The organism is Arthrobacter sp. HMSC06H05 (assembly GCF_001807395.1).
In the GTDB taxonomy this organism is placed as follows: domain Bacteria; phylum Actinomycetota; class Actinomycetes; order Actinomycetales; family Micrococcaceae; genus Pseudoglutamicibacter; species Pseudoglutamicibacter albus.
Window position 1 is genome coordinate 29,403 of record NZ_KV788976.1, and the last position, 15,251, is coordinate 44,653.

Genomic DNA, 15,251 nt, shown 5'->3' on the forward strand with positions numbered 1-15,251 from the left:
GGCCGGCATTCAAGCCGGCCGCCCGTCACAGGTATGCGTTACTCGGCGACCTTGATGGCGTCGATTGCCTTTTCGGCGTCCTTACGCATTGCTTCGGTCATTGGTGCGGAGCCAGCAGCTGCCTGGGCAGCGTTCTGGCCGTCTTCGCTGACCACGTAGTGGCCCCATGCCTGGACCATGTCCACGGTCGACTGATCCTTATAGGTGGAGCAGTAGATGTGGTAGGAGACAAGGACGAGTGGGTAGGTGCCCTCTTCGGTGGAGGTGCGGTTGATGCGCACAGCCATGTCGTTCTCGTTCTTGCTTTCAACGCGGTCCGAGATTTCAACAGACTTAGCTGCTGCTTCTTCCTCTGGGGCCTGGAAGTTCTCGCCGACCTTGATCTTCGCAAGGGTCAGGTCGCCAGCTGCGGACTTGTCGGCGTAGCCGATAGCGCCGTTGCTCTTCTGGACAACACCAACCAGTGCGGAGGTGCCCTGTGCCGCTTCGCCGCCGAGGTCGGATGGCCACTCTTCGACGTTACCTGCTGGCCAAGCGTCCTTAGCGTTCTCAGCGAGGTAATCGGTGAAGTTGTCGGTGGTACCGGACTTGTCAGCGCGGTGCACTGGGATGATCTTGGTGTCTGGAAGGTCAACACCCTCGTTGAGTGCGGCGATCGCTGGGTCGTTCCAGGTGGTGATGTCCTCAGCGAAGATCTTCGCCAGCGTCTCGGCATCGAGGTTGATCTCGTCAACGCCCTCGAGGTTCACGACGATCGCGATTGGGGAAATGTATGCAGGGATGTTGATTGCGCCCTCTGGGCCGCACATCTTCTCTGCGTCAGCAACTTCTTCTTCCTTGATGGAAGCGTCGGAGCCTGCGAAGGAAGCCTGGCCGGAGAGGAATGCCTTACGGCCAGCACCGGAACCAGCTGGGTTGTACTGGACGTTGAGGTCCTTCTGGGATTCCTTCAGACCAGCGGTCCATGCGCCAATAGCGGATTCCTGCGAGGAAGCGCCAGCACCGGAAAGGGTGCCGGAAACCTGCTTGGCGTCGCCGTTGCCGGAGTCTTTGTCCGAGGAGCCGGAAGTGTTGTTTGCCTGGCCACATGCGGTGAGGCCCAGGGCCGCGATGGACAGGATTGCAGCCGTACGGCCGAAGTGCTTAATCTGCACGGTCTTTCTCTTTCATTCCTGGGGAGGCGAGTGCCGCGGTTTTGCGGCGACGCTCTAGACGCTAACCACGCAAGGTAACGGAACCTGTGGCCTTATGTGAACAACAGGTGAACTATTTGGGGTGGTGTAAGAATGGAGGATAGATATTGATCACATTGGGTGTAAGGAGGTGCGCGGGATGAGCACACGCAGCAAGCGGAAGCTACCCCGCGCATCGAGCGCAGCCATGCGCCACCTCAAGGCCCGCCTCAAAGGTGGCCTCCGCCGGGTACAGATCTCCATGACCCGGATCATCTTCGCGACAGTCGGGTCAGTGTTCTCTTTCTGGTTCGCAGAAAAAGTGCTCGGCCACCAACAACCGATCTTCGCCGCAACCAGCGCCCTCATCGTGCTCGGCTTCGCGACATCATCCCACTTGCGCAGAACCCTTGAGGTCGCGCTCGGGTGCACGCTCGGCATCGTGTTAGGCGACGTGCTGATGACGCTGTTGGGCAGGGGCGTATGGCAGGCCGCGATCGTCGTGTTCCTCTCCCTCGTGCTTGCACGCTTCCTTGACCCCGGCGTGATCTTCGCAACCCAACTCGGCGTCCAATCCCTGCTGGTTGTGCTGCTACCCATCCCCTACGGCGGCCCGTTCACCAGATCCATCGACGCGATCATCGGCGGCACCGTGGGCCTACTCTTGATGCTGATGTGGCCACGCGACCCACGGCGAGCGCCAGCGGCGAAACTTTCGGGCCTGCTGCGGGAGGTCAGTCAGTGTTTCCGTGAGTTGGGTGAAGCGCTTGAGCGTTCAGATTCGCAGGCCGCGTGGCACACGCTGGTGCGGGTGCGTAACGCTAGCACGCTGGTTGATCAGGCGCGGCAAGAGATCAAGACCTCCAACGATTACGCGAAGTTGAGTGTTTTGGGGCGGCGGCACCGTCATGAGTTGAGTGATCAGGAGCAGCTTTTGGAGGTTGCTGACCTGATTCTGCGTGGGCTCAACGTGGTGGCTCGGCGTGCCGCGGGGCTTTTGAACACCTTGGCGCCCGATGCGGAACAACGGGAACGCTTACACACTCTGTTTGAGGGGTTCGCTGATGCGATGAACGCTTTGGCGAACTCGGCAGCGGAGACCTCAACGGGGTCTGCGAACATGATGCGGCGCCGTGCCCGCTCGATCATGGAGGAGGTCGTGGGCGACTTGGATGCGGCCTCGTGGCGTGCCGAGACCATGCAGTTGACCACGCTGATTATGCTGTTGCGGCCTACTGCCGTGGATATTCTGCACGCAACCGGAGTCCCGCGCGACGCCGCATCGGAATACCTGCCCCGCATCTAGCGTGCGTTGTTGCGGCGGGGTTGCTGCTGTGGCGGGATGCTTTGGCGGAGCGGGCCTGCGTGAACAAAGTGTCAGGGTATCTGCGTAGGGTTGGGGCATGAGTTCTTCCGGGAAAAAGGCGTCCCGAAAGTCGAGTGAGTTTCGGTGCCAGGAGTGCGGGTGGGCGACCATCAAGTGGGTTGGTCGTTGCCCTGAGTGCGGGACGTGGGGATCTGTTGAAGAAGTTGGCCCTGAGCTGGGTCAGCTGACTCAGGTGCGTTCAGCGGCTAAGCCGGCTCAGAAAATCGCTGACATCGATTCGCAGCCGGCGGTGCATCGGGCTACTGGCGTGGGTGAATTCGACCGGGTCTTAGGTGGAGGCTTGGTTCCAGGCGCGGTGATTCTGCTCGCCGGGGAGCCTGGCGTGGGTAAGTCGACCCTGTTGATCGATGCGGCGGCACGGTCTGCCCGTTCTGGTTTGAAGGTCCTCTATATCTCGGGTGAAGAGTCCGCCGCGCAAGTGAAGTTGAGGGCTGAGCGCATCGGAGCCATCTCGGATGATCTGTATCTAACCTCGGAAACAGACCTGGGGACCGCGTTGGGCCAGGTTGAACAGATTGAGCCGGACTTGTTGATCGTGGATTCGGTTCAAACCCTGGCATCTGCCGAGGTTTCCGGTTCAGCGGGCGGGGTCTCACAGGTGCGTGAAGTCGCGTCCGCGTTGATCGGTACCGCTAAAACTAAAGGCATCACCACAATCGTTGTGGGGCACGTGACCAAGGAAGGCACCATCGCCGGGCCGCGTCTACTTGAGCACCTGGTGGATGTGGTGTGTCAGTTTGAAGGCGAGAAACACTCACGCCTGCGGCTTCTACGCGCGGTCAAGAACAGGTACGGCCCCACCGATGAGGTCGGCTGCTTCGACCTGACTGACTCCGGTATCGAGGGGCTAGCCGATCCGTCCGGGCTGTTTCGTACACGCACCATCCAACCCGTTGCCGGCACGTGCCTCACCGTGACCGTTGAAGGCCGCCGCCCACTCATCGCTGAAGTCCAGGCGCTAGTGACGGCGGCGACCACGCCGTCACCGCGTCGTAGTACAACCGGCCTCGATTCTTCCCGGGTCTCGATGCTGCTAGCTATCTTGGAATCCCGAGCAGGGCTCGCCTTAGGCCAGACAGATTGCTTCGTAGCAACCGTGGGCGGTGTCCGGTTGACTGAGCCCGCAATCGACCTTGCGGCGTGCCTCGCCGTGGCCTCGGCGGTAGCGAACCACCCTCTGGACCAACGCATGATCGTGTTCGGTGAAGTCGGTCTTGCAGGCGAGGTGCGTGCGGTACAGGATGTTAACCGGCGCATCGCTGAAGCGCACCGTTTGGGGTATCAGCGAGCGATCGTCCCCACCTCCCCCAACGGGCCCGGGAAAATCCCTGACGGAATGGAAGTCAGGACCGTAACGAGCCTCGCGGAAGCTCTACATTTAGCAGGTTTCACACCGGCCGGCTCATCCTAAATGAGGCCCCATCCGCCGGCGAGCGCTTCTAGAATAAAGATGAATGTTCGTGCGCGCTCCGCTGGCTCGGGGCTGCGCATCGCGATGTGAAAGGTACCCAACCCACGTGACGCCTCGTTATTCAGAACATGTGCGAGCCGAGCACTACCGGGCCGATGACCTGCGGCCTGAGCAGGCTGAGGCTCTGCGGCAGACGATGATCAGGCTCGCGCCCGGCACTGAGTTGCGCGACGGGCTTGAACGGATTGTGCGCGGCCGCACCGGCGCGCTCATCGTGCTGGGTTTCGACCGCGGGCTTGAGCAATTGATCACCGGCGGCTTCCCGATCGATATCGAGTTCTCTCCGACTAGGCTGCGGGAGCTTGCCAAGATGGATGGCGCGATCATCGTCTCCCGGGATGTCACCCGCATCCTGCATGCCGGAATCCACCTGGTTCCTGACCCGACAATTCCCGCGACGGAGACCGGAACCCGGCACCGCACGGCAGAGCAAACCTCGGTTCAGACCGGCTATCCGGTGATCGCGGTATCACAGTCGATGAACACCATCACCATCTATGTTGATGGGCAGCGCCACCAGCTTGAGGGTTCTGAGACGATCCTTGCGCGGGCAACGCAGGCGCTTTCGACCCTGGAGCGGTATAAGGCACGCCTGGTTGAGGTGACGAACGCGTTATCGAATCAGGAGATCGAGAACGTTGTCACGGTGCGCGATGTCGCGATGGTGCTCCAGCGGCTTGAGATGGTGCGCCGCATTTCAGAGGAGATCCGTGACGACATCCTTGAACTAGGTGTTAACGGGCGGCTCGTTGATTTGCACCTTGAAGAGCTCAGCACGGGCGCTGGGCCGTCGCTTTCGGTTGTTTTGCGGGACTACGCGAACGCGGCACGCCGTGCCGGTATCGGTGAGACGCTTGTGGACATCAACCAGGTAGAGCAACAACTTGCTGCCATGGACTCTCCGCATCTGGTGGACCTTGGGCAGATCGCGATGCTTTTGGGTTTCCCGGAGGGCGCCTCGGATCTTGACCGTCATGTTGAGCCGCGCGGTTTCCGGCTGCTGTCCGGTATTACTTCGTTGCCACAGCATCTTGTGGAGCGGGTGGTTCAGCGTTTCGATGGCCTGCAGGAGCTCATGGCCGCGAACGTCGATGAGCTACAAGAGATTGAAGGGGTCGGCGAAAGCCGCGCCCGCAGCGTACGAGAAGGGCTAAGCCGTTTCGCCGAAGACAGTCTGTTGGAACGCTACCGCTGACCCGCCGGCATGCGGAGGCTGGCGCGGTGGCTACTTCAGCAGGAACGCGGCCGGTTCGGATTCGTTGGAGCCTAGGCTGACTTTGAGTTTGTAGGTACCTGGTAGCGGTTTTGCTGAAATCGGTTGACATTCGGGCAGGGACCGTACTCTGTTCCACGTGAAACGGGCGTTTTCCTCTTTGCCTTTTTCAAGCTTGAGCTTGATGTCTTCTGCGTCTTTTTGGCAGTCACGGGTCGAATAGATTCGGTCGGAGCCGGAGGTCACCACGAACTCTTGTTGGCTGGTGCCGACGTTCATGGTGCAGGGGACGTCACCGGTGTTTTTGATTTTGAGGATCAGTACGGGGTTTTCACCCGCGCCATAGGATTTCTTGTCGGTTGCTGCGCTGACTTTGATGTCGCCGTCCGCGCATTCTTGGCTGCCGTCGGGCCGAGGGCTGGGCCGCCCCTCCCCCTCTTTCTCATCTTTAGCATCACCAGTGCTCTTATTATCTTCGGCATCACCAGTGTTCTTATCTTTAGCATCGCCAGTGCTGCTATTTTCTTCGCCCGACTGTTTCGAGCCTTCCGCGGCTTGCTGCTGCTGGCTTTGTTCTTGACTTTGTTCTTGCGCTTGGGTTTTGCCTCCACCGAAGACTCCGGAAACCCATTTAACGACACTCACGATGCCCAAGGTTATTAAGGTGAGGAGGATCAGCAGAATAATCAGTGCCACAATACGGCGACGTCGATACGTGGCTGCAGACGGTTTCTGGTTCTCGGTGGCCATGCCTCCAGGATAATCGGCTAACCATCCCTGACGAGCTAGCCGCCGTATGATGACACACGTGTCCACCCACAACCCAAACCCCACAATGCCCTCCGCCAGCGTGGTCCGCGCACGCGTCAACGAATGGTTCCAAGCCCACGGCCGTGACCTTCCGTGGCGCCGTCCTGAGGCGAGCCCCTGGAGCATCCTCGTTTCGGAGATCATGTTGCAGCAGACCCCGGTGGTGCGGGTTCAGCCGGTGTGGGAGGAGTGGATGCGACGCTGGCCTACCCCGCATGATCTCGCGGCTGAGCCCGCCGGTGAGGTCCTGCGCGCTTGGGGTCGCTTAGGCTATCCGCGCCGTGCGTTGCGTTTACATGCTTGTGCACAGGCGATCGTCACGGAGCACGCTGGCGTGGTTCCCCGCGATCTTCCGACCCTGCTTTCTCTGCCCGGTATCGGCGAGTACACGGCCGCGGCGGTCGCGTGTTTCGCATACCAGGTCCCGGCGACCGTGGTTGATACGAATATTCGCCGGGTTGTGGGTCGCGCTTTTCACGCTAAGGCGCTGCCGGGGCCTTCGATGACTCGGGCGCAGTATCGTGAGGCTCAAGCATTGATGCCGGCTCACCCGAATGAGGCGGGGGATGCGGCGGATGCGTCGTTCACGTCTGCGGAGGTCGCTGAGGCGAATACGTGGAATGCGGCCTCGATGGAGTTGGGTGCGCTGGTGTGCACGGCCCGGGATCCGCGGTGTGGTGAGTGCCCGGTGGAGTCTGTGTGTGCGTGGGTTGCTGCAGGGAAGCCGGCAGCGGATTACGTTCCGCGTGGGCAGGCGTGGCATGGGACGGACCGGCAGGTGCGTGGCCGGATGATGGCGGTTTTACGGGAGTCCGATGGCCCGGTTCCGTACGGTGTGCTCGTTACGCGTGATGGTGCGGAGGGGGCCGCGCAGGAAGTCGCGGAGGCGCATTTGCGTTCTGCTTTGGCTCAGTTGGCTTTGCTTGGTGCCGACGATGCGCAGCGGGCTTCGTGCGCCCGCGGACTTATTGAGGATGGGCTGGCGGTGCTGACTACTTACGGTGAGGTGTCACTTCCCGGCTAGGTGGCTTCCGGCGGCGACCGCTGAGAGCGTGGATATATGCCCCGCACCCCTCAATTCCGGCGCAGCTCAGCCCTGGCGCACCTTAATCTTGGCTCATGAGCGGGGTGATTCGTTCTTCGACGTCTTTGAGCGAGGTGATCATCCGGGTGTTGCCGAGGGTGTTTTGTTTGACGCGTGCGAGGTCGAGGAACTCGGCGACGCCGTCGTCAGGTGAGCGGAGGAGTTCTTGGAACACTTCGGGGGCTACGGCGTCTTGTTGGTCCATGACTTCGAATCCGTGTTTTTTGAAGAATTCGACTTCGAATGTGAGGCAGAAGACCCGGTGGATGCCGAGGTCTCTGGCGTCTTGGAGTAGGTGTTCCAGCAGCATTGCGCCGCATCCGCGTCCGGCGGCGTCTGGGTGGACGGCGAGTGTTCGGATTTCGCCGATGTCTTCCCACATGACGTGGAAGGCTCCGCAACCGATGATGCGCCCGTCGGCGTCTTCGGCGACCCTGAATTCTTGTAAGGATTCGTAGTAGGCGACGGCTTCTTTTTCCAGCAGGATCCGCTGTTCGGCGTATGGGCGTACGAGGTCTCGGATGAATTTCACGTCTTGTGAGCGCGCTGGCCGGACGGTGATCGCGTTGGGGTTGTGTGTTGCTGGGGTTGCCATGGTGTCCATCGTAGTTTGGTGGCCTCAATATAAAGGCCTGTTAAGGCTGCGCTCAGTTATGACTGGGCCGTATTATGACTAGGCCCTGCTAAGGCTATGCCCTGTTAACTGACTGAGCTGTGCCCCCTTCCCTCACGGGACGCGGGGCACAGCTCACTCATGCGTTCGATGCGCTAGGTGCCTGGCCTGTAGGCGTGGCGGCCGGCGCCTGACTCGCCAGTACCCGAGCCTGACTCGCCTGAACCCGAACCGGAGTCAGATCCTGAACCGGTCTCTTCCGAGCCGGTTGGTTCGGTGGAGCCGGCGAGGATCGCGGCTGGGGTTGGTTTGCCTTCGAGCTGGTCTGGCCCGTCGACTGCGGTGAAGGTCAGCTTGCGAGCGTCGTCTTCGCCTTCGACGTCTACAACAACGGTCTGGCCTGGCAGCAGGTCTCCGAAGAGGATCTTCTCGGACAGTGGGTCTTCGACGTCGCGTTGGATGGTGCGACGTAGTGGGCGGGCGCCCATCGCTGGGTCGAAGCCGCGGTCTGCGAGCAGGTCGCGTGCAGGTTGCGTGACGGACAGCGAGATCGAACGTTCGACGAGCCGTTCGGCAAGCCGGTTGGTGAACAGGTCCACGATCTGGACGATCTCGCTGTGCTGCAGCTGCGGGAAGACTACGATGTCGTCAACACGGTTGAGGAACTCTGGCCGGAAGTGCTGGCGTAGCTCTTCCTGGACTTTGGCCTGCATGCGTTCGTAACCGGTTTGGACGTCGGTGGTGGATTGGAAGCCGGTCATCACGCCCTTGGAGATGTCCCGGGTACCGAGGTTGGTGGTCATGATGATGATCGTGTTCTTGAAGTCGACCACGCGGCCTTGCGAATCGGTCAGGCGGCCATCTTCGAGGATCTGCAGTAGCGAGTTGAACAGATCAGCGTGGGCCTTTTCAACCTCGTCGAACAGCACGATCGAGAACGGGCGGCGGCGTACCTTTTCGGTCAGCTGACCGCCTTCTTCGTACCCGACGTAGCCCGGAGGCGCACCGAACAGGCGGGAAACGGTGTGCTTCTCTGCGTATTCGGACATGTCGAGGGTGATGAGGGCGTCCTCGTCACCGAACATGAACTCGGCGAGCGCTTTAGCGAGCTCGGTCTTACCTACACCGGTTGGGCCTGCGAAGATGAACGAGCCGCCTGGACGGTTCGGGTCTTTGAGGCCGGCGCGTGTGCGGCGGATCGAGCGGGCGATCGACTTGATCGCTTCGTCCTGGCCGATGACGCGCTTGTGCAGTTCCTCTTCCATGTTGAGTAGTCGCGTGGACTCTTCTTCGGTGAGTTGCACAACCGGGATGCCGGTCGAGGAAGCCAAGACTTCGGCGATGACCTCTGGGGTGACCTCAGAGATTTCGTCGAGGTCGCCGTTCTTCCATGCGGCTTCCTTTTCTTGGCGCTCGGTGATCAGGCGCTGCTCTTCGTCGCGGAGCTTGGCCGCTCCTTCGAAGTCTTGGGCGTCGATCGCGGATTCTTTTTCGCGACGGATTTCCGCGATTTTCTGGTCCATCTCTTTGAGCTCTGGCGGGGCGGTCATGCGCTGGATGCGCAGGCGGGCGCCGGCTTCGTCGATGAGGTCGACGGCCTTGTCCGGCAGGAAGCGGTCGGAGATGTAGCGGTGGGCGAGCTGGGCTGCGGACTGCAGCGCTTCGTCGGTGATGGATACGCGGTGGTGTGCCTCGTATTTATCGCGTAGGCCGCGCAGGATTTCGACGGTGAGCTCGACCGATGGTTCCGGTACCTGGATCGGCTGGAAGCGGCGTTCCAGTGCCGCGTCTTTTTCGATGTGTTTGCGGTATTCATCGAGCGTGGTTGCGCCGATGGTCTGGAGTTCACCGCGGGCGAGCATCGGCTTGAGGATGCTCGCGGCATCGATCGCGCCTTCGGCGGCGCCGGCACCGACGAGGGTGTGGATTTCGTCGATGAACAGGATGATGTCGCCGCGGGTGCGGATCTCTTTGAGGACCTTCTTGAGGCGTTCTTCGAAGTCACCGCGGTAGCGGGAGCCAGCCACGAGGGAACCCAGGTCAAGCGTGTAGAGGTGCTTGTCTTTGAGGGTCTCTGGCACATCGCCGCGCACGATCGCTTGCGCGAGCCCCTCAACGACCGCGGTCTTACCGACGCCTGGCTCACCTATGAGCACGGGGTTGTTTTTGGTGCGGCGAGAAAGGACCTGCATGACGCGTTCCATCTCGTGTTCGCGCCCGATGACGGGGTCGAGTTTGTTCTCGCGTGCTGCGGCGGTGAGGTTGCGGCCGAACTGGTCGAGGACGGCGGAACCGGACGGGGTTCCGTCTTTCTGGTCGCGGGAGCCGCCGCCGGCTCCGGCTGGTTCCTTGGAGGAGTGGTAGCCGGAGATGAGTTGGATGACTTCTTGGCGTACGGCTTGTGGGTCGGCGCCGAGGCTTTCGAGTACCTGGGCTGCGGTGCCTTCGCCTTCACGGATGAGGCCGAGCAGGATGTGTTCGGTGCCGATGTAGTTGTGGCCCAGTTGGAGGGCTTCACGTAGGGAAAGTTCGAGGACTTTCTTGGCGCGCGGGGTGAAGGGGATGTGTCCCGTTGGCGCTTGCGAGCCTTGACCGATGGCTTCCTGGACCTGTTCGCGTGCCGCTCCGAGTGACACGTTGAGGGATTCCAGGGCTTTTGCTGCTACGCCTTCACCTTCGTGGATGAGGCCGAGCAGGATATGTTCGGTGCCGATGTAGGTGTGGTTGAGCATGCGCGCCTCTTCTTGGGCGAGCACCACAACACGACGGGCACGGTCCGTGAAACGTTCGAACATGCGCACACTCCTTTAATGACTTATTTCCGATGCTACGCATCGAAAGCAGTTGATTGGTCTGTGTTCACCATCAGGTGAACAGTTTGTGACCGTGTACGCAGATAGCAGAAGTCTGTGCCTTGGCTTCGAAGTCTGTGGACGCCTTAGCTGCGGTGTGCTTCGCGGTATTTCACGATGATCTCGTGGCTGAGGCGTCCGCGGTCGGAGACGTCGTAGCCTTTTTCTTTGGCCCATGCGCGGATGCGCGCTGCTTCATCGGATGAGTGCGGCGCGGAGCGGCGGCCGGCTTTGATGTAGGGGCGTAAGAATTCCCGTAGCTTGTTGAGGTTGTCTTGGGAAAGGTCGATTTCGTAGTGCATGCCTTCGAGGCCGAAATAAACCGTCGATTCTGCTGGCGTGCCGTCGATATCGTCGATCAGCGTGACTTGAACTTGGCGTGCCATAAATACTTCTCCACTCATTATTGAGTTCGCTTAAATTGAAAGGTCATCAAAATAAGCTTCGAATAAAAATACTACGCTACGCCGTTGAGGGTGTCAGATATTTTCTGACGGGTTTTCGCTATTTTTGGTTCTTAGCAGCCATTTCGGATTCGATTTCTTTCATCCGCTTCTCAACGGCGTCTTCGAACCGCGCGTCCGTGCGCTCTTTGCCCTTAGCTGCGGCTTCACGCTCGCGGCGGTCGGCGTTGACAATCGAGCGCATAACCCACCAGAAAATAAGGGCGAGGGTAATGGTCGGCAACAGTACTGAAACGTATGGGTAAATGGCGTCCCAGATTTCGGCCATGGCTATGCCTCCGGTTTCAGCAGCGGGAAGAGGATGGTCTCGCGGATGCCTACGTTGGTGAACAGCATGACGAGGCGGTCCACACCCAGGCCGGTGCCGCCCATCGGTGGCGCACCGTATTCGAGTGCACGCAGGAAGTCTTCATCGAGCTGCATCGCTTCGGGGTCGCCACCTGCGGCGAGCTCGGACTGATGCGTGAGGCGTTCCCGCTGGATCACCGGGTCGATCAATTCGGAGAACGCGGTGCCGCGCTCCATACCTCCGATGATGAGGTCCCACGCTTCGATGACACCGTCCTTGGAGCGGTGCTGGCGTGCGAGCGGCTGGGCTGCCGGCGGATAGTCGTAGACGAACGTCGGGTTGATCAGGGTTGGTTCGACGATCTCCCCGAACAGCTCGATCACGGCGTTCTGCTCATCCCAGTTCTCATCCCAGGCCACATCCTTTTCAGCAGCGACTTCCTTCAACACGTCGATGCCGGTTTCTGGGGTGATCTCGCGGCCCACAGCTTCAGATAGCGCCGGGTAGACGCTCACCCAAGCCCATTCACCGGAAAGATCGATCGTGGTGCCGTTTGGTCCCGGGATCTGTAGGCCGCAACCGATTTCCTCGGCGGCGGCGAGAATGATCTCCTTGAGGCGTGCGGCCATCACGAACTGATCCGCGTACGCCTCATAGAACTCGAGTGTCGTGAACTCAGGCGAGTGGGTCGAATCCACACCTTCGTTGCGGAAGATACGGCCCATCTCATAGACGCGGTTCACCCCACCCACCACGGTGCGCTTGAGGTACAGCTCGGTCGCGATACGCAACGTCATGTCCTGATCGAACGCGTTCAGGTGCGTCTCGAACGGACGCGCCGCGGCGCCGCCGTGGATGAGTTGCAACATCGGCGTTTCGACTTCCACATAGCCGTGGGAATCGAGTACGCGGCGGATCGCGCGGGTGACTGCGGCCCGCTTATAGATCATCTGGCGCGCTTCTTCACGCACGATGAGGTCTGCGTAACGCTGACGTACGCGGGTTTCTTCGTTGAGGTCAGCGTGCAAAACAGGCAACGGACGTAGCGCCTTGGAGGCCATCTGCCACCGCTGAGCCATGATGGACAGTTCCCCGCGGCGGGATGAGATCACGCGTCCTTCAAAGAACACGTGGTCGCCAAGGTCAACGAGGTGCTTGAAGTCTTCAAGCGCTTCCTGACCGACCTCCGCGAGCGAAATCATGACCTGCAACTGCACGGTCGAGCCGTCTTCGCCGCCCTCTTGGAGGGTAGCGAAGCAGAGCTTACCCGTGTTGCGCTGGTACACAACGCGCCCCACGACACCAACCACATCGTCGGTTTCTTCACCGCTTGCAAGATGCGCCCAGTATTCGCGCACGGTCGCCAGTGAATGGGTGCGGCGGACCCGTACCGGGTACGCCTGCTTACCGGAGTCAAGGATTTCCTGACGCTTGGCCAGGCGCACGGCGCGCTGGTCACGGTTGTCAACGGTCGATGTCGTTTCAGAAGAGTTAGCGTTGGCAGTCACGCCCACCATTCTAGCTGGCACCTCTGCGCTAGATAGAACTCAAAGCGCTGTACAGAACACTGCGCTGTATAGAACCCAGTCGCTGACCGGAACTCAAGGCGGGCGTGAGTCTGCCGGCTAACTGGCTACCAGATGCTGACGCGTTCTTCGGGTGCCAGCCACATTCCATCGCCTTCTTCGGTGCCGAACGCTTCGTGGAAGGCGTCCACGTTGCGGGCGGTCTGGTTGGCCCGGAACTCGGTTGGTGAGTGCGGGTCGGTCGAGACCATGGTGACCATGGACTCTGGGCGGGTGAGGCTCGCCCACACCCTTGCCCACGATGTGAAGAAGCGCTGGTTGCCGCTCAGCCCGTCGGTCTCTTCCTCGGGGTCGCGGCCGGTCGCCTTCATTTCGGCGAGGTAAGCCTTATGGGCGATTCCGAGGCCGCCGAGGTCGCCGATGTTCTCACCGAGGGTCAGCTCACCGTTGACGGTGTGCTCCGGCGCTTCTGGCGGGACGAGTGCCCCGTATTGTTCAACCAGGTTCTTGGTGCGGGCTTCGAAGGCGTTGCGGTCGTCTTCGGTCCACCAGTCGGTGAGGGTTCCGTCGCCGTCGAAGCGGGAGCCTTGGTCGTCAAAGCCGTGCCCGATTTCGTGGCCGATCACCGCGCCGATCGCACCGAAGTTGGTTGCGTCATCGCCGTTGAGGTCGAAGAACGGTGGCCGCAGGATCGCTGCAGGGAACGCGATTTCGTTGAGCAGCGGGTGGTAGTAGGCGTTGACGGTCTGTGGATACATGAACCACAGTTCACGGTTCACACCGTCCTCGATCTTCTTCAGCTCGCGCTGGAGCGTGAATTGGGCGATCGCTGCGACGTTGCCCGCCAGGTTTTCGGGGTCGACCTCGAGGGTGCTGTAGTCGATCCATTCGTTCGGGTAGCCGATTTTGGTGCGGAATTTCTCGAGCTTGATGAGTGCTCGCTTCTGGGTGTCTTCACCCATCCAGTCCAGCCCGGTGATCGAGGTGCGGTATGCCTCAATCAGACGGTCGACAAGATGGTCCATCCGTTCTTTCGCTGCCGGCGGGAAGTGTTCGGCCACGAAGATCTGGCCGATGTCCTCGCCCACGCCGGATTCGACGAACGCAACGCCGCGTTTCCAGCGTTCGCGCTGTTCGGTGGCCCCGCCGAGGGTGTGGGAGTAGAAGGACCAGTTTTCGGTCACGACGTCTTTATTGAGGTACGGGGCGCGTGCGCGCATCACGTTGAACGCGAGCAGTTCCTTCCATGCCTCAAGGGGTTGTTCGGTGAGCTCTTTGTTGAGCCCTTCGAGGAAACTTGGCTGCCACACGTCTACAACGGACCAGTATTTTTCTGAGATGCGTGAGCCGTCAAACCAGTTCCGCAACAGCGGGGCCAGCTCGAGCAGTTCGTCGCTGTTCATCTTGTTGTAGCGGGCTTGGGCGTCGCGGGTTTTCACGATGTCCCAGTGGTGCTTGGCGATCGCTGTTTCAAGATCGAAGATGCGGATAGCGGTACCTGCTGGGTCTGGGTATGCGAAGAGGGTCAGCATCCGCTCGATGTGAGCGTGGTAAGCCTCCCGGATGTCCTGGTAGGCGTCTTCGCGGTAGTATGCCTCGTCTGGTAGGCCGATGCCGCCTTGGAGGATCGTGAAGAGGTTTACCTCTGGGTCTTTGGCGTCGTTGGAGGCGCCGATGCTGAAGAACGCCTCGATCCCAACGATCGCGAACTCTCCTGCGAGCTTCATAAGGTGTTCGACGTCGTGGACGTTGTCGATTTTCTCCAGCAGGTCGCCCACGGGGCTGGTTCCGAGCGCTTCGATGCGTTCTTCCTCCATGAAGGAGTCCCATAGGCCAGCGATGCGGGCGTCGCGCGCGGCTTCTTCGTCGCTGCTATCGGCAGTGTTGCCGCCGTTGCTTTCGGCGGTATTGCTGCTGCCGTTGTTGGCTTGGCGTTGATGGTGGCGTGCTACAGCTTCTTCGACAATGTTCCGCACGTCTGCTTCTGCGCGGTCGCGTAGTTCGTGGAAGACACCGTAGGATCCACGATCGGATGGGATCTCGTTGCTGGTGAGCCATTCGTGGTTGACCCAACGGTACAGGTCGTCTTGTGGACGCGGCACGTCGGTGGCTTCGATGTCGGTGTTAGCTGTAGCGGTCATGTATATAACGCTACCGGGCGCCGGGTACGGGCTCCAAAGTGAAGCGGCGGGTTGTGGATGATGTGTTGGTGTTCGTGTGCCTCTTTAAAAGAAAAAGTGACAGGAGAAGAACCGAAAGGGGCTATCGGTCGCGAGCCGGTGGTGGTGGGGTGGCTCAAGCGGAACCGATAATCGGTCTCTTCTCCTGTCACGTTCGTGAAGTGTGTTCGGCGGTGTCCTACTCTCCCAC

General features: G+C 60.5%; 12 protein-coding genes. 4 read left to right on the forward strand and 8 right to left on the reverse strand.

Annotated features, from left to right (window positions below; translation table 11 throughout):
* Positions 1-38: 38 nt before the first annotated feature.
* A complete protein-coding gene (locus tag HMPREF3160_RS02545) occupies positions 39-1,154 on the reverse strand; it encodes a phosphate ABC transporter substrate-binding protein PstS (RefSeq protein WP_035757297.1) in 1,116 nt (371 codons plus the stop codon).
* Between the two features lie 178 nt (positions 1,155-1,332).
* Between HMPREF3160_RS02545 and HMPREF3160_RS02550 the strand changes: the two genes are divergently transcribed.
* The 3 genes from HMPREF3160_RS02550 to disA all read left to right on the forward strand — a co-directional run bounded on the left by HMPREF3160_RS02550 (position 1,333) and on the right by disA (position 5,225).
* Positions 1,333-2,478, forward strand: coding sequence for an FUSC family protein (locus HMPREF3160_RS02550; protein ID WP_035757294.1), 1,146 nt, complete (start codon positions 1,333-1,335; stop codon positions 2,476-2,478).
* Positions 2,479-2,575: 97 nt separating this feature from the next.
* Positions 2,576-3,970, forward strand: a complete 1,395-nt coding sequence (gene radA / locus HMPREF3160_RS02555) for a DNA repair protein RadA (RefSeq protein ID WP_035757291.1) — start codon at positions 2,576-2,578, stop codon at positions 3,968-3,970.
* Between the two features lie 160 nt (positions 3,971-4,130).
* The gene (disA, locus tag HMPREF3160_RS02560; RefSeq protein WP_256173838.1) at positions 4,131-5,225 is read left to right on the forward strand and encodes a DNA integrity scanning diadenylate cyclase DisA; all 1,095 of its coding nucleotides are present in this window, start codon (positions 4,131-4,133) and stop codon (positions 5,223-5,225) included.
* A gap of 30 nt (positions 5,226-5,255) precedes the next feature.
* Here disA and HMPREF3160_RS02565 read toward each other — a convergent pair whose 3' ends face one another.
* On the reverse strand, positions 5,256-5,993 hold the full coding sequence (locus HMPREF3160_RS02565; protein WP_035757288.1) for a DUF4834 family protein: 738 nt from the start codon (positions 5,991-5,993) through the stop codon (positions 5,256-5,258).
* A gap of 49 nt (positions 5,994-6,042) precedes the next feature.
* On the opposite strand from HMPREF3160_RS02565, the gene HMPREF3160_RS02570 reads away from it, so the two are divergent.
* Positions 6,043-7,077: an HhH-GPD family protein gene (locus HMPREF3160_RS02570; protein WP_141739799.1), complete on the forward strand. Its 1,035-nt coding sequence runs from the start codon at positions 6,043-6,045 to the stop codon at positions 7,075-7,077.
* Positions 7,078-7,159: 82 nt separating this feature from the next.
* On the opposite strand, the gene HMPREF3160_RS02575 is transcribed toward HMPREF3160_RS02570, so the two are convergent.
* From HMPREF3160_RS02575 to HMPREF3160_RS02600, 6 genes are all read right to left on the reverse strand, one after another.
* Positions 7,160-7,732 (reverse strand): amino-acid N-acetyltransferase, encoded by a 573-nt coding sequence (locus tag HMPREF3160_RS02575; protein WP_070506938.1) that lies wholly within the window; start codon positions 7,730-7,732, stop codon positions 7,160-7,162.
* A 173-nt stretch (positions 7,733-7,905) separates the two neighbouring features.
* The gene (locus HMPREF3160_RS02580) at positions 7,906-10,545 is read right to left on the reverse strand and encodes an ATP-dependent Clp protease ATP-binding subunit (protein WP_070506940.1); all 2,640 of its coding nucleotides are present in this window, start codon (positions 10,543-10,545) and stop codon (positions 7,906-7,908) included.
* Positions 10,546-10,688: 143 nt separating this feature from the next.
* Positions 10,689-10,988 carry a histone-like nucleoid-structuring protein Lsr2 gene (locus HMPREF3160_RS02585; RefSeq protein ID WP_035757283.1) on the reverse strand — a complete coding sequence of 100 codons (300 nt, stop codon included), beginning with the start codon at positions 10,986-10,988 and terminating at the stop codon, positions 10,689-10,691.
* A 118-nt stretch (positions 10,989-11,106) separates the two neighbouring features.
* Entirely contained in the window at positions 11,107-11,334 is a 228-nt protein-coding gene (locus tag HMPREF3160_RS09970) for a hypothetical protein (RefSeq protein WP_070506943.1), read from the reverse strand.
* Positions 11,335-11,336: 2 nt separating this feature from the next.
* Positions 11,337-12,872: a lysine--tRNA ligase gene (gene lysS / locus HMPREF3160_RS02595; protein ID WP_070506945.1), complete on the reverse strand. Its 1,536-nt coding sequence runs from the start codon at positions 12,870-12,872 to the stop codon at positions 11,337-11,339.
* A 116-nt stretch (positions 12,873-12,988) separates the two neighbouring features.
* The gene (locus HMPREF3160_RS02600; protein WP_070506948.1) at positions 12,989-15,022 is read right to left on the reverse strand and encodes a M13 family metallopeptidase; all 2,034 of its coding nucleotides are present in this window, start codon (positions 15,020-15,022) and stop codon (positions 12,989-12,991) included.
* Between the last annotated feature and the right edge of the window lie 229 nt (positions 15,023-15,251).